At 66.9% G+C, this 13928-nt stretch carries 19 protein-coding genes; 12 read left to right on the forward strand and 7 right to left on the reverse strand.

Annotated elements, in window-relative coordinates; translation table 11 throughout:
• Positions 1-37: 37 nt before the first annotated feature.
• Both GON01_RS07170 and mnmA read right to left on the reverse strand, forming a co-directional pair.
• The gene (locus GON01_RS07170) at positions 38-292 is read right to left on the reverse strand and encodes a hypothetical protein (protein ID WP_157026672.1); all 255 of its coding nucleotides are present in this window, start codon (positions 290-292) and stop codon (positions 38-40) included.
• Positions 293-361: 69 nt separating this feature from the next.
• Positions 362-1471, reverse strand: coding sequence for a tRNA 2-thiouridine(34) synthase MnmA (mnmA, locus tag GON01_RS07175; protein ID WP_157026673.1), 1110 nt, complete (start codon positions 1469-1471; stop codon positions 362-364).
• A gap of 142 nt (positions 1472-1613) precedes the next feature.
• Here mnmA and GON01_RS07180 point away from each other — a divergent pair, with 142 nt between their 5' ends.
• The 4 genes from GON01_RS07180 (at position 1614) to GON01_RS07195 (ending at position 3394) form a co-directional block, all read left to right on the forward strand.
• Positions 1614-1874, forward strand: coding sequence for a hypothetical protein (locus GON01_RS07180; protein ID WP_157026674.1), 261 nt, complete (start codon positions 1614-1616; stop codon positions 1872-1874).
• A gap of 105 nt (positions 1875-1979) precedes the next feature.
• On the forward strand, positions 1980-2279 hold the full coding sequence (gene sciP / locus GON01_RS07185) for a CtrA inhibitor SciP (RefSeq protein WP_157026675.1): 300 nt from the start codon (positions 1980-1982) through the stop codon (positions 2277-2279).
• 210 nt (positions 2280-2489) lie between these two features.
• Positions 2490-2696, forward strand: a complete 207-nt coding sequence (gene rpsU / locus GON01_RS07190) for a 30S ribosomal protein S21 (protein WP_046348761.1) — start codon at positions 2490-2492, stop codon at positions 2694-2696.
• Positions 2697-2815: 119 nt separating this feature from the next.
• Entirely contained in the window at positions 2816-3394 is a 579-nt protein-coding gene (locus GON01_RS07195) for an FKBP-type peptidyl-prolyl cis-trans isomerase (protein WP_157026676.1), read from the forward strand.
• Positions 3395-3528: 134 nt separating this feature from the next.
• Here the strand turns inward: GON01_RS07195 and GON01_RS07200 are convergent, their stop codons facing one another.
• Genes GON01_RS07200 through pyrE form a run of 5 tightly spaced genes read right to left on the reverse strand, consistent with a single transcriptional unit; the run spans position 3529 to position 7175 of the window.
• The gene (locus tag GON01_RS07200) at positions 3529-4593 is read right to left on the reverse strand and encodes an AI-2E family transporter (protein ID WP_157026677.1); all 1065 of its coding nucleotides are present in this window, start codon (positions 4591-4593) and stop codon (positions 3529-3531) included.
• On the reverse strand, positions 4590-5480 hold the full coding sequence (gene lepB, locus GON01_RS07205) for a signal peptidase I (RefSeq protein WP_181600224.1): 891 nt from the start codon (positions 5478-5480) through the stop codon (positions 4590-4592). The genes GON01_RS07200 and lepB overlap by 4 nt, the downstream gene beginning before the upstream one ends.
• Positions 5477-5878, reverse strand: coding sequence for a holo-ACP synthase (gene acpS, locus GON01_RS07210; protein WP_181600225.1), 402 nt, complete (start codon positions 5876-5878; stop codon positions 5477-5479). The genes lepB and acpS overlap by 4 nt, the downstream gene beginning before the upstream one ends.
• Positions 5875-6594 carry a pyridoxine 5'-phosphate synthase gene (locus tag GON01_RS07215; RefSeq protein WP_157026678.1) on the reverse strand — a complete coding sequence of 240 codons (720 nt, stop codon included), beginning with the start codon at positions 6592-6594 and terminating at the stop codon, positions 5875-5877. Before GON01_RS07215 ends, acpS begins: the two co-directional genes overlap by 4 nt.
• Positions 6594-7175, reverse strand: a complete 582-nt coding sequence (gene pyrE / locus GON01_RS07220; protein ID WP_157026679.1) for an orotate phosphoribosyltransferase — start codon at positions 7173-7175, stop codon at positions 6594-6596. Before pyrE ends, GON01_RS07215 begins: the two co-directional genes overlap by 1 nt.
• A gap of 198 nt (positions 7176-7373) precedes the next feature.
• On the opposite strand from pyrE, the gene coxB reads away from it, so the two are divergent.
• From coxB to GON01_RS07255, 8 genes are all read left to right on the forward strand, one after another.
• On the forward strand, positions 7374-8444 hold the full coding sequence (gene coxB / locus GON01_RS07225; protein ID WP_157026680.1) for a cytochrome c oxidase subunit II: 1071 nt from the start codon (positions 7374-7376) through the stop codon (positions 8442-8444).
• Between the two features lie 2 nt (positions 8445-8446).
• On the forward strand, positions 8447-10135 hold the full coding sequence (gene ctaD / locus GON01_RS07230) for a cytochrome c oxidase subunit I (protein ID WP_157026681.1): 1689 nt from the start codon (positions 8447-8449) through the stop codon (positions 10133-10135).
• Between the two features lie 138 nt (positions 10136-10273).
• Complete coding sequence (locus GON01_RS07235) at positions 10274-10798, forward strand: hypothetical protein (protein ID WP_157026682.1); 525 nt, start codon at positions 10274-10276, stop codon at positions 10796-10798.
• A 54-nt stretch (positions 10799-10852) separates the two neighbouring features.
• On the forward strand, positions 10853-11758 hold the full coding sequence (locus GON01_RS07240; RefSeq protein WP_157026683.1) for a heme o synthase: 906 nt from the start codon (positions 10853-10855) through the stop codon (positions 11756-11758).
• Complete coding sequence (locus tag GON01_RS16635; protein WP_181600236.1) at positions 11755-11895, forward strand: hypothetical protein; 141 nt, start codon at positions 11755-11757, stop codon at positions 11893-11895. The genes GON01_RS07240 and GON01_RS16635 overlap by 4 nt, the downstream gene beginning before the upstream one ends.
• Positions 11892-12446, forward strand: coding sequence for a cytochrome c oxidase assembly protein (locus GON01_RS07245; RefSeq protein ID WP_157026684.1), 555 nt, complete (start codon positions 11892-11894; stop codon positions 12444-12446). Before GON01_RS16635 ends, GON01_RS07245 begins: the two co-directional genes overlap by 4 nt.
• A 33-nt stretch (positions 12447-12479) precedes the next feature.
• A complete protein-coding gene (locus GON01_RS07250; RefSeq protein WP_157026685.1) occupies positions 12480-13325 on the forward strand; it encodes a cytochrome c oxidase subunit 3 in 846 nt (281 codons plus the stop codon).
• A 25-nt stretch (positions 13326-13350) separates the two neighbouring features.
• Complete coding sequence (locus GON01_RS07255) at positions 13351-13923, forward strand: SURF1 family cytochrome oxidase biogenesis protein (protein ID WP_181600226.1); 573 nt, start codon at positions 13351-13353, stop codon at positions 13921-13923.
• Positions 13924-13928: the final 5 nt, after the last annotated feature.

Below are 13928 nucleotides of genomic sequence, written 5' to 3' on the forward strand. Positions count from 1 at the left end.
GCGGCACGGCTATGTCCGCAAGGGCTGGAAACTGGACTTAAGGTCGATACTCTTCGCCCGCAGCGTAGCGGGGCAAATCCGTGGCCGCTTCGGCCAATGCCGTTCTGATTTCCGTAAGGCCGAAGCGCCGATCCCATAGCTCCGTCGCCAAGGTGTTGATTGCTTGTCCAAGGACGGGATTTTCGGGCCATGGGTTCGTGTCGTTCAACTCGCGCAGCGACACGCTGAAGCGGTAGGCAGCTTCGTATAGCTGCGTCTGCCATTCATCTCCCTCGTCCAGCTGATGAGTCATGCGCTGAAGACTAGCTCGACTCTGAACGTCCGCAACGGGTCGCATTCGGACGCTCGAAAATTCTGCTGATCAGGCCGCCACCGCGACGTCCGCCGCCTCCGTTTCCTCGATCCAGCCGCCGCCGAGCACGCGGTCGCCCGCGTAGAGCACGGCCGCCTGGCCAGGGCTGACGCCGTATTCGCCCTGCGGGAAGGCCAAGCGGTCGCCGTCGAGCACGGCGGGGATGGGCTTGGCGAGGGAGCGTACCTTGGCGGCGATCGGCCCTGCATAGCTGCCGCCGATCCAGTTGATCTCGCTCAGGCGCGCCGCCCCGACGGCGAGGGCGCGTCTGGGGCCGACGATCACGCGCTGCGCGGCCGCGTCCAGACGGATCACGTACAGCGGCTCGGGCTGGCCGCCCAGCTCCAGGCCTTTCCGCTGGCCGACGGTGAAGTGGATCAGCCCCTTATGCCGCCCGAGCACACGGCCGGTGAGGTCGACGATCTCGCCTTCCGTCTCCGCTTCCGGCCGCAGCTTTTTCACCAGTCGGGCATAGTCTCCATCGGGCACGAAGCAGATGTCCTGGCTGTCCGGCTTGGCAGCGACGCCCAATCCCAGCTCTGCCGCGATCGCCCGCACCTCGGGCTTCGGCATGCCCCCCAGCGGGAAACGCAGGAAGTCGAGCTGATCGCGCGTGGTCGCGAACAGGAAATAGCTCTGGTCGCGCGCGGGATCGGCGGCGCGGTGGAGCTCCGGCCCTTCCGGCCCTTCCATGCGACGGACATAATGGCCGGTCGCCAGCGCATCGGCGCCCAAATCCCTCGCGAGCGCGAACAGATCGGTGAACTTCACGCCCATGTTGCAGCGCACGCACGGGATCGGCGTGCGGCCGGCCAGATACTCGTCGGCGAACTGGGCGATGACGCTGTCGCGGAACCGGCTTTCGTGGTCGAAAACGTAATGGGCGATGCCGAGCTTGTCGCAGACGGCGCGGGCGTCGCGAATGTCCTGCCCGGCGCAGCAGCTTCCCGTCCGCCCGACGGCGGCGCCGTGATCGTAAAGCTGCAGCGTGACTCCGATCGTCTCCGCGCCCGAGCGGGCGGCCAATGCAGCCACGACGGACGAGTCGACGCCGCCCGACATGGCGACGACGATCCGCTTGCCCCAAAGGTCGGCCCCGAGCTGGAAATCCGCGTGCATTGCGCGGCCATATAGGGGCCGCGGGCCGCCGCGTCACGGGCGGCAAGCCTTTGCCTCCCTGTGGCGAAAATACCGCACCCGCCTTTACCGGCGGTTCAACACCTGCCGCTAGACGAGGTGCAAGACATTCCGGGGGAAGGCTTTGTACCACGACCGTCAACTGGCAGACTGGACGCCGAGCGCGCAGCCGGTGCGCCCCAATTTCGCGACCCTGGTCGCGGTTGCGGTCGCTCGCCAGGCCGCCAGCCAGACGGCCCAGGTGATCGCCGGCGCTGAAGCCGGGCCGATTTCGGCCGTATCTCTTGTCGAGCTGTTCGGGGAACGACGCCGCAAGGGCGGCGTCTCCGGAGCCAGCTTCAACAGCGGCGTGGCGGCCCTGCTAACGCCGGAGAAGGGAACATGAGGCGGATGTTTACCGATCGGGTTCAGGGTTTCTGAACCAGGAATCGCTAGCACCGGTGTCGCGTATCGAGGCTCTCCCGAGGAGCCGTTGTTGCTTGAGGAAAGAATGATCGAAAACCAGAAAATCCGCCCCGCCCAGGTGATCGGCCCGCTCGGCGAGCTGCTGACGCTGGACACACTGCCGCCGCCGAACACCAGCCGCTGGGTGGTGCGCCGCAAGGCGGAAGTGGTCGCCGCGGTCAATGGCGGATTGCTGACCGTCGACGAGGTGTGCGAGCGCTACAACCTGACGGTCGAGGAATTCGCCGCCTGGCAGCGCGCGGTCGATCGTTCGGGGATGCCGGGCCTGCGGGTCACCCGCATCCAGCACTATAAATCGCTGTACGAGCGCCAGCAGAAATATTGACGGGCGCGCCGCCCCCGCGAAAGCGGGCATCAGCCAAACAGCCCCGCCCCACCGGCGGGGCTTTTTGCTTGTCGACTCGGCAGACGAAGTGTAGAGGGCGCGCAACGGCGCAGGCCCTGTCTGCGACGAACCATTAGCTATTGTTCGGCGTTTCCGGGTTGATGCATCGCCCGACAAGCGCTGCTTGAAGACACGGAGACTGACGGCCTTATGCAAATTCTCGTCCGCGACAACAATGTCGACCAGGCGCTGCGCGCGCTCAAGAAGAAGCTGCAGCGCGAAGGCGTCTATCGCGAGATGAAGCTGCGCCGTCATTACGAGAAGCCGTCCGAGAAGCGCGCCCGCGAGCGCGCCGCCGCGATCCGTCGCGCGCGCAAGCTCGAGCGCAAGCGCGCCGAGCGCGACGGCGTCAAGTAAGCCGGCCGTCATCCCGGGCTCGACCCGGGACCCACCTGCCTTGCTGCCTTGAAGAAGCGGGATTCCCGCTTTCGCGGGAATGACGTAAAGGGGCGGCCTCAATCTAGGGGAACCCGCCCATGTCCGTGACCGCCGTGCTGATTCCGCCGACCTCGCGCCGCGTGCTCGGCATATTATGGGCGGGCGTTGCCGTCGTGCTCGCCGCGGCGATCGCGCTGGCCTGGTTCGGCACCTCGGCCGCGGTCGCGCAGACCGGCACCAACGAGCAATTCCTCGCCTGGAACGCCCGTCAGCCGGGCGTGCAGACCACCGCCTCCGGGCTGCAGTACAAGGTGCTGAAGGCCGGCGAAGGCGCGCACCCGACCGACGCCGATGTCGCGCTGATCAAGTACAAGGGCAGCTTGCGCGACGGCACCGTGTTCGACGAGAATGAGCGCGCGCCGCTGCCGGTCGCGCAGGTCGTCCCCGGCTTTTCGGAAGGCCTGAAGCTGATGCAGAAGGGCGGCAAATACCGCCTCTGGATCAAGCCCGAGCTCGGCTATGGCGACCGCGACACCGGCGGCACGATCCCGCCCAATTCCGTGCTGACGTTCGACGTCGAGCTGCTCGAATTCATCCCGATGGCCGTGCTGCAGCAGATGCAGATGCAGCAGATGATGCGCGGCCAGGGCGCCCCGGGAGCGCCGGGCGGGCGGTAACACCTTCCAGCCGATGCTCTAAACACCGTTCGGCCTGCGCTTGTCGAAAGCCTTCCTTCTTCTTCGGCGACTCGGGGAAAGAAAAGGGAGGGCTTCGCCAAGCTCCGCCCGAACGGGCTTCCCAGCTCCGGTCCCTACCCCGCTTCCGCCGCTTTCTCCTCCTCGCGCTCCGAGCCACGCTCCAGCGCGACCTTGATCATCGCGGTGATCGAATCGGCGAGCAGCAGTCCCATGAAGCCGAGCAGCGTCCCGAGCAGGATCTGGGCGCCGAGCGTGATCGCTGGCGGCATGTCGACCGTCTTTCGCGCCACATAGGGGAGCATCACATAGCCGTCGAAGGTCTGGACGGCGAAATAGGTGCCGATCGCCCAGAGGCCGGTGTCGACGCCCGCGCTGAAGCCGACCGCAACCATCAGCACGCCGCTGACGAACGCGCCGATATTGGGAATGAAGGCGAGCAGGCCGGTCAGGATGCCGAGCAGCAGCGCCATCGGCACGTTGCCGATGCTGAGCGCGATCCAGGTCAGCACGCCTTCGAACAACATGCCGGCGAGACGGCCGGCCATCAGCCGCCGCAGCGTGTGCGCCATCCGGTCGAGCGTGATCTCCGCCTGCCCGCGGTTGCGGCTCGGCACCAGCCAGGCGAGTCCACGCTGATACAGCCGCGGCTCCAGCGCGATGAACAGGCCGAATGCGACCACCAGCACCACGCTCGAGACCACCCCGAAGACCGTGCCGACATAGCCGGTCAGCTTTCCGACCGAGCCGACCAGCTGCCGCCCGAAGCTCATCAGATCGGCCTGGGCCGGCATGAAGCCCATGCCCGACAGCCAATGGACGAAGCGCGTGCCTTGCGCCTCCAAGGTCACCTGCAGCTGCGACCACTGCGCCGAAATCTGGACGCCGGTCATGTAGAAGACGCCGGCCACGAACGCGATCGCGCTCAGCAGCACGATGGTCACCCGCAAGCCGCGCGGAATCGACAGCACCCGCCCGAGCAGCCGCGCCCCGCCATCGAGCATCGCCGCGAAGACCAGGCCGGCGAAGATCAGCGTCAGCGGCTGGATCAGCAGCACGAGCAGCGCCAGTCCGATCGCGAGCCCGAACCACACGCTCGCCCGCTTCAGCTCCGCGCGGACCAGCGGGTCACGCATCTCGTTGGGAGCGGCGGCCCTGACAGTCGCCGGCTCCGCGCTCATTTGGCGTCCGCTTCCTGCGGATGCAGCGAGGTTCCGGCGCGGCCCGGACGCAGCGCCTCGATCCAGCTGATCGGGTTGTACCACTCGGCGCTGCCGTCCAGCGAGAAAGTGATGAACTCGGCCCGGCCGCCGATATTCTCCCACGGCACCGGCCCGCCCAGCCCGCCTTCGATCAGCGGCACGCGGCTGTCGGCCGAGCGGTCGCGATTATCGCCCATCAGGAACACCTGGTTGGCCGGGATCGTCAGCGGCGGGAAGTCGTCGGCCCGGCTCGCGCCCAGCTCGATGGTGTCGTAGCTGCGACCGTTCGGCAGCGTCTCGTGCACGATCGGCAGCTCGCAATAGGGCTTGCCGTCGGGGCCCGTCACCAGCCGGCCCGGAAATTGGAGATCGCTGCACGGCGCGTTCTCGTCGACCGGGATCAGCCGCGGCATCGGCTGCGAGCGCTTCACCGGCACGCCGTTCAGGATAACGGTGCCGTTGCGCATCTCGATCCGGTCGCCGGGCAGGCCGATCACGCGCTTGATATAATCCTGCTTCTCGCCCGGAGGCGAGACGATCACGACATCACCCCGCTCCGGCAGGCGGCCGAACAGCCGGCCATGAATATAGGGCAGCAGGTGGAAGGTCGGCGAGACGAAGGACCAGCCATAGGGATATTTGGTGACGACCAGCCGGTCGCCGACGAGCAGGCCCGGCATCATAGATTCGGACGGGATGTAGAAGGGCTTGGCGATGAAGCTGTGGAAGCCGAGCACGGCGAGGATCAGCCAGAAGATACCCTTGGCCTCGGCGGCCCAGTCGGTGCCTTTCTTCTTCGCCGCCGGCGGAGTCGCGGGCGCCGCGCTCTCGACCTTGTCGCTTTCGTTCACTTCGATCCCTCTCACAGCGGCACCGCCTCGATGATGACGAACGCCTGTGCCCAGGGATGATCGTCGGTCAATGTCAAATGTATCTGGGCCTTGTGCCCCGGCGGCACAAGCGCGTCGAGCGCCGCCTGCGCGCCGCCCTCCAGCCTCAGCGTCGGCGCCCCCGACGGCGCGTTGACGACCCCGATGTCCTTCATGAACACGCCGCGCTTGAACCCGGTGCCGACCGCCTTGGAAAAGGCTTCCTTGGCAGCGAATCGCTTGGCGTAGGTGCCGGCGCGGGTGAACGGGCGGCGTGCCGCCTTGGCGCGCTCGACTGCGGTGAACACGCGCTTCTCGAACCGCTCGCCGAACCGGTCCAGCGAGGACTGGATGCGCTCGATCGAACACAGGTCGGAACCGAGGCCGACGATCACCGCGCGCTTTCCATCAGCGCCTTCATCCGGCGTACCGACTCCTCCAGCCCGATGAAGATCGCCTCGCCGATCAGAAAATGGCCGATGTTGAGTTCGGCGATCTGCGGGATCGCCGCTACCGGCACGACATTGTCGAAGGTGAGGCCGTGGCCAGCATGCGGCTCGATCCCGTTCTTGGCCGCCAGCGCCGCGGAATCGGCGATACGCTTCAACTCCTCGGCGCGCGCGGAGCCCTCGCGGTCGGCATAGCGGCCGGTATGGAACTCGACCACCGGCGCCTTCAGCCGGATCGCGGCATCGACCTGGCGCGGGTCGGGCTCGATGAAGAGGCTGACGCGCACGCCCGCCTCGGTCAGCCGCGCGATCATCGGCCCGAGCGTCTCGCGATGCCCGTCGGCGTCGAGCCCGCCCTCGGTCGTCCGCTCCTCGCGCTTTTCCGGCACGATGCAGGCCGCGTGCGGGCGGTGGCGCAGCGCGATGTCGAGCATTTCGGGTGTCGCCGCCATTTCCAGGTTCAGCGGCAGCGCGATCGACGCCATCAAGCGGTCGATATCGGCGTCGTTGATGTGCCGCCGATCCTCGCGCAGATGCGCCGTGATCCCGTCCGCGCCGGCCTTGGCCGCCAGCATCGCCGCCGCGACCGGATCGGGATGCGTGCCACCGCGGGCGTTGCGAATCGTGGCCACGTGATCGATGTTGACGCCCAGGCGAAGCATCAGGCGGCGCGGCTCCCGGGCTTCATCGGAGGGATCGCCGCCAGCTCGGGCGGCAGGGCGTTGGGTTCATAGCTGGGCACGTCGATGCGGATCAGCGGGTAGAATGGCACGCCCAGATCGACCGATCCGTTGGAGCGATCGACCAACGCCGCCGCCGCGATCACCTCGCCACCGGCCGCACGAATCGCGGCGATTGCCTCGCGCGAGGAAAGACCGGTGGTGACGACATCCTCCATCATCAGCACGTTCTGGCCGGCCGAGAGCCGGAAGCCGCGCCGCAGCTCGAAGGTGCCCGTCGGCCGCTCCAGGAACATCGCGTCGACGCCGAGCGCGCGCGCGACTTCCTGGCCGGCGATCACGCCGCCCATCGCCGGCGAGACGACGACGTCGATCCGCGTCCGGACCTCGACAGGCAGCCTGGCGGCCAAGGCCTCGGCCAGCCGCGCCCCGCGCGCGGGATTCATCAGCACGCGCGCGCATTGCAGGTAACGGGGGCTTCTGAGGCCGGAGGAGAGGATGAAATGGCCTTCCAGCAGGGCTTCCGCGGCCCGGAACTCCGCCAGAACCTCATCGTCGGTCATGGCCGCGTGCGATAGGCGGCGGACGGCGATATGGCAACCGCCGGCGCCGCCGCTGCGCCTCTCCATTCGCCGCGCCCGAATCTCTCCCGACCCGCTTGAGGGACCGGCAATCCCGGCCTATAAGCCGCGCCAAACTCGCACTCGCGCGCCCGTTCGGGAACGCGCGCAGCCTGCACCCGGGGAAAGAACAGGACGCCTATGAAGCTCGCGAAAACCCTCTTGCTTGCTGTGGGGCTGGCGCTCGCGCCGGCAGCCGCGCACGCGCAGGACGCGCCCAAGCAGGACACGACCACCCAGGCGGCGGCGCCGGCCGCGGACAGCGCCACGCAGGCACCCGCCGCGCCCGCCGCCGAGGCCGCGGCCCTGCCGGAAACCGCTCCGGTCCTCGGCGTCGGCATGCCGACCAACAAACATATCGTGCTTCAGGACCAGTACACGCCCAATGGCCGCAAGGCGGAGTGGATGCACGATTACGTGCTGGTGCCGATGATGGTCGGCATTTCCGTGCTCGTCATGCTGTTGCTGATGTACGTGATCGTCCGCTTCCGCCGCGCCGCCAATCCGGTGCCGTCGCGCACCTCTCACAACACGGTGATCGAGGTGATCTGGACGCTGGTTCCGGTGCTGATCCTGATCGCGATCGCGGTCCCGTCGATCAGCCTGCTCGCGGCCCAATTCAAGCCCGCCGGCAAGGACGCGCTGACGGTCAAGGCGACCGGGAACCAGTGGTACTGGGTGTACAGCTATCCGGACAATGGCGGGTTCGAGGTCATCTCGAACATGCTGCAGGACAAGCCGGAGCCGGGCAAGCGCACGCGGCAGGCGGCCGACGGGCCCCGGCTGCTGGCGGTCGACAACCGCATGGTAATCCCCGTGGGTCGCCAGATCCGGCTGCTGACCACGTCCAATGACGTGATCCACAGCTTCGCCGTCCCCGCCTTCTGGGCGAAGATCGACGCGGTGCCCGGCCGGATCAACGAGATCAGCTTCACGGTCGAAAAGGAAGGCGTGTATTACGGCCAGTGCTCTGAGCTCTGCGGCGCGCGCCACGGCTTCATGCCGATCGCCGTCGAAGCGGTTTCGCCCGAGAAGTTCGTCGCCTGGATCAAGTCCAAAGGCGGCACGATGCCGGGGACGCCGTCGCAGCCGCTCGCCACGCCGGCCCCGGAGAAGCCGGTCGATGCGACGACCGGCACCGACCAGCCGACGCCCGGCACCGCCACGCCTCCAGTGACCAGCCAGGGCGGTCAGCCCAACGGGAACAACTGATAATGACCGATATCGCAGCCACCCCGTCCGAGTTTCATGATGCGCATGCGCATCATCACGACGCGGATCACAAGCCGGGCTTCTTCGCCCGCTGGTTCATGTCGACGAACCACAAGGACATCGGCACGCTCTACCTGATCTTCGCGATCTTCGCGGGGATCATCGGCGGCTCGATTTCCGGCCTGATGCGGCTCGAGCTCGCCGAGCCGGGCGTCCAGTATCTGCAGGGCTGGGCTCAGTTCATGGGCGAGACCAACGCGACCATGGACCAGGCCTATCACCTGTGGAACGTGCTGATCACCTCGCACGGCCTGATCATGATCTTCTTCATGGTGATGCCGGCGATGATCGGCGGGTTCGGCAACTGGTTCGTGCCGATCATGATCGGCGCGCCGGACATGGCCTTCCCGCGGATGAACAACATCTCGTTCTGGCTGCTGGTCCCGGCCTTCATCCTGCTCCTCGGCTCGTCCTTCGTCCCGGGCGGCACCGGCAACGGCGCCGGCACCGGCTGGACGATGTACCCGACGCTGTCGACGACCGGCAGCCAGGGCCCGGCGGTCGACATGACCATCCTGTCGATGCATCTTGCCGGCGCGAGCTCGATCCTGGGCGCGATCAACTTCATCACCACCATCTTCAACATGCGCGCACCGGGCATGACGCTGCACAAGATGCCGCTGTTCGTCTGGTCAGTGCTGGTGACCGCTTTCCTGCTGCTGCTCGCGTTGCCGGTGCTCGCCGCGGCGATCACGATGCTGCTGACGGACCGCAACTTCGGCACCGCCTTCTACGATGCGTCGGGCGGCGGCGATCCGGTGCTCTACCAGCACCTGTTCTGGTTCTTCGGTCACCCCGAAGTGTACATCATGATCCTGCCGGGTTTCGGCATCGTCAGCCAGGTGATCGCGACGTTCAGCCGCAAGCCGGTGTTCGGCTACCTGGGCATGGCCTATGCGATGGTCGCGATCGGCGTGATCGGCTTCATCGTGTGGGCGCACCACATGTTCACGACCGGCCTCAGCGTCAACGTGAAGATGTACTTCACCGCGGCGACGATGGTGATCGCGGTGCCGACCGGCATCAAGATCTTCTCCTGGATCGCGACAATGTGGGGCGGCTCGATTACCTTCAAGACGCCGATGCTGTGGGCCCTGGGCTTCATCTTCATGTTCACGATCGGCGGCGTCACCGGCGTGCTGCTCGCGAACGGCGGCGTCGACGACTATATGCACGACACCTATTACGTCGTCGCCCACTTCCATTATGTGCTGTCGCTGGGCGCCGTGTTCAGCCTGTTCGCCGGCTTCTACTACTGGTTCCCGAAGATGAGCGGCCGCACCTACAACGAGCTGCTCGGCCAGCTCCATTTCTGGATCTTCTTCGTCGGCGTGAACATCCTGTTCTTCCCGATGCATTTCCTGGGGATGCAGGGCATGCCGCGCCGCTATCCGGACTATCCGGACGCGTACACCTACTACAACCACCTGGCCTCGATCGGCTACGCGATCATGGCATTCAGCATGGCGGTGTTCTTCGTGAACCTGTTCTGGTCGCTGTTCGCCGGCAGGAAGGCGGAAGCCAATCCGTGGGGCGAAGGCGCGACGACGCTGGAATGGACGCTCAGCAGCCCGCCGCCGTTCCACCAGTTCGAGACGCTGCCCGTGATCGACAGCGGCTCACGCCACTGATCACATCCTGAAGCGAGAGAATGAGCGCCCCGGCCGCGGCCGGGGCGCTTTTTTGTTCGAAGCAGCCATTCGCCGGCCCATGGCCGCCAGTCGCAGAAGCCCGCTTGCCGTTCGACGGCGCGGCGCCAGCCTGAGGCCATGTCGATCTTGCCCCTGCTGCTTCTCGCCCAGACCGCAGCCGCCGCGCCCCCGCCACGAATCGACTGTAATGACGCCGACCATCGGGCGCTCGACTTCTGGGTCGGCGAATGGGCCGTCATCGACACGGCCTCCGGCGCCGACGTAGCGCGGAGCCGGATCGCGCGCGGGCCCGGCGGCTGCTCGATCACGGAGGATTACCGGCAGACGGTCGGGCCGGGCGCCAAGCCGATCGACTATCACGGCCAAAGCTTCACCGCCTTCAACAGCGGGGACCAGCGCTGGCGGCAGCTCTATGTCGATACGTCGGGCGCCGCCTTCGCCTATGACGGCGGCTTCGAGGGCCCGGCGCTGATGCTCACCGCGCGCGCCGGCGCGCTCGGCAGCCGCATGTCGATCGCCCCGCAGAGCGACGGAACCGTGCGCCAGCTGGGCTGGAAAACCAGCGATGCGGGCAAGAGCTGGCAGCCCAACTATGATTTCACCTACCGGCCGTTGAATCCACAGGCCCGCGCGACCCACTGAATCGCGGGAGAGCTTCCCCTTCGCCGCGAGCCGGCCTATACGGCCCCCAACTCCATGATCGTGGCCGAGACTTCCGTTCCGCTGCCCGCCGATTGGCGGGACCTGTTCGCGCTGACCAAGCCGCGAGTGATGTCGCTCGTCGTCTTCACGGCGCTATGCGGCCTGCTTGCATCGCCAGCACATATCGATCCCGTGCTGGGCTTCACCGCAATCCTGTGCATCGCGCTGGGCGCGGGGGCATCGGGCGCGCTCAATCAATGGTACGAGGCGGACCTCGACGCGAAGATGAAGCGCACCGCCAAGCGCCCGCTTCCGTCGGGCCGCGTCGACCGGCAGGCGGCACTGCATTTCGGCGTCGGCCTCGCCGTGTTCTCGGTTCTGATGCTGGGGCTTGCCACCAACTGGCTGGCCGCGGCGATCCTCGCCTTCTCGATCTTCTTCTACGCCGTCGTCTATACGATCTGGCTGAAGCCGAACACGCCGCAGAATATCGTGATCGGCGGCGCGGCCGGTGCCTTTCCGCCGCTGCTCGGCTGGGCGGCGGCGAGCGGCGACGTCAGCACCCTGCCGGCGCTGCTGTTCGCCATCATCTTCCTGTGGACGCCGCCGCATTTCTGGGCGCTCGCCATGTTCGTGCGCACCGACTATGCGGCCGCGGGCATCCCGATGCTGCCGGTCACCGCCGGGCTGCGGGCGACCCGGGCGCAGATCATGGGCTACAGCCTGGCGCTCGCGGCTGCGGCCGTCGCGCCCTGGGCGCTCGGCCTGACCGGAGCGATCTACGGGCTGGCGGCGGTCGTGCTCAATGGCGCCTTCATCGTGCTCGCCGCGCGCGTGTGGCGGAACCGGGCGACCGAGCCCGCGCACATGCGCCCCGAAAAGCGGCTGTTCGCCTTTTCGATCCTCTATCTTTTCATCTTGTTCGGCGCGCTGGTCGCCGACCGCCTGTTGATCGCATGATCGACCCCGAGGAACAGGAGCTGATCCGGTCCCGCCAGCGCGCGCGTGCGCGGATCATGGCGCTCATCCTGGCCGCGCTGGCCGTCCTGTTCTTCTTCATCACCATCGCCAGGATCAAGGGGATGCACGGAGCATGACCGAGCTTGCCGTCCGCAACCGCCGCGCCGCGGCCATCGCGGTGCTGATCGCGCTGGGCATGGTGGCGCTCGGGTTCGCGTCGGTGCCGCTCTACCGCATCTTCTGCCAGGCGACCGGGCTGAACGGCACCACCAGCCGGGTGAGCGAGGCGGACGTGCCCAAACTGGCTTCCGCGGCAACGGTGATGGTGCGCTTCGACGCCAATGTTCATCCCGACCTGCCTTGGTCGTTCCGGCCCGAAAAGCCGCTGCAGCAGGTCCATATCGGCGAGCGCAACATGGCGTTCTTCGTCGCCAAGAACCTGAGCAGCCGCCCGATCACCGGCCGCGCGACCTTCAACGTCCAGCCCGACCAGGCAGGCAGCTGGTTCAAGAAGATCCAGTGCTTCTGCTTCACCGAGCAGACGCTGCAGCCGGGCGAGGAAGTGCGGATGCCGGTGATCTTCTTCGTCGAGCCGGGCATGCGCGAGGACGCGGACGCCAAGGACATTCAGCAGATCACGCTCAGCTACACCTTCTACCCGGTGGATTCGCCGGCGAAGGGCGGCTAGAGCGCACCACAGGGACCAATCAGGGACAGATTCATGGCCGGCGCCAAGAACCACGACTATCATATCCTTCCGCCCGATCCGATGCCGATCATCGGCGCCTTTTCGGCGCTGATCATGGCCGCCGGCGGCATCATGTGGATGCACAGCTATGCCTATGGCGGCTGGGTGTTCTTCCTGGGCGTCGCCTGCGTCCTCTTCACCATGTACCAATGGTGGTCGAACGTGATCCGCGAAGCGCATGCCGGCGATCACACCCCGGTGGTGTCGCTGCATCTGCGCTACGGCATGATCCTGTTCATCGCGTCCGAAGTGATGTTCTTCGTGGGCTGGTTCTGGGCCTGGTTCGATTTCTCGCTGTTCCCGGTGCCGATGGTGGTGCAGGACGGCGTCGCCACGATTACCGAGGGCGTGGCGCAATGGCCCCCCAAGGGGCTGGAGGTCATCGACCCCTTCGCCTTGCCGCTGCTGAACACGATGATCCTGCTCTGCTCGGGCACGACCGTCACCTGGGCGCACCATTCGCTGATCCACGGCGATCGCGACGGGCTGAAGAAGGGCCTGTGGCTGACCGTGATCCTGGGCCTGGTGTTCACATCGATCCAGGCATACGAATACGTCCACGCGCCGTTCCCGTTCAAAGGCCTGAACTATGGCGCCGCCTTCTTCATGGCGACCGGCTTTCACGGCTTCCACGTGATCATCGGCACGATCTTCCTGATCGTGTGCCTGATCCGCGCCTATCGCGGCGATTTCACCCCGCGCCAGCATTTCGGCTTCGAGGCCGCCGCCTGGTACTGGCACTTCGTCGACGTGGTGTGGCTGTTCCTGTTCATCTCCATCTATGTGTGGGGAAGCTGGGGGGCGCCGGTCCACGGCTGAGGACGATCGCCGCAAGGGGGCGCGCGTGAGGAAAATCCCGCTCGTCCCCACCTTGCTCGTCGCCGCCGCGGTCGCGGTGATGATCGCCCTTGGCGTCTGGCAGATCGAGCGGCTGCACTGGAAGCAAGCGCTGCTCGCGCGCTACGCGGCGGCGCAGGGCTTGCCGCCGATCGCCTTTCCCGCCGCGCCGGATCCCAGGAACCCGCCGCTGTTCCGCCGCGCTTCGGCGATGTGCGAGACCGTGACCGGCTGGCGCGCCGAGAGCGGCCGCAATCTGAAGAGCGAGCCCGGCTGGGTGCATATCGCCGCCTGCCGCAGCGGCGCGGAGGGGCCCGGCTTCCAGGCAGTCGTGGGCTGGTCGGCCGAGCCCGGCAATCCGGCCTGGACAGGCGGCCCCGTCACCGGCGTGATCGGTTCCGACCGCACGCACGTCATCAGGCTGGTCGCAGACCGGCCGGCGGCCGGGCTGCTTCCGGCCAAGCCGCCGTCGATCGATGACGTGCCCAACAACCACCTGTTCTACGCGATCCAGTGGTTCTTCTTTGCCGCCGCGGCGGCCCTGATCTACTGGCTGGCCCTTCGCAAGCGCAGCCGCTAAGGCCG

The sequence above is a fragment of the Sphingomonas horti genome, from assembly GCF_009753715.1.
In the GTDB taxonomy this organism is placed as follows: Bacteria; Pseudomonadota; Alphaproteobacteria; order Sphingomonadales; family Sphingomonadaceae; genus Sphingomonas_B; species Sphingomonas_B horti.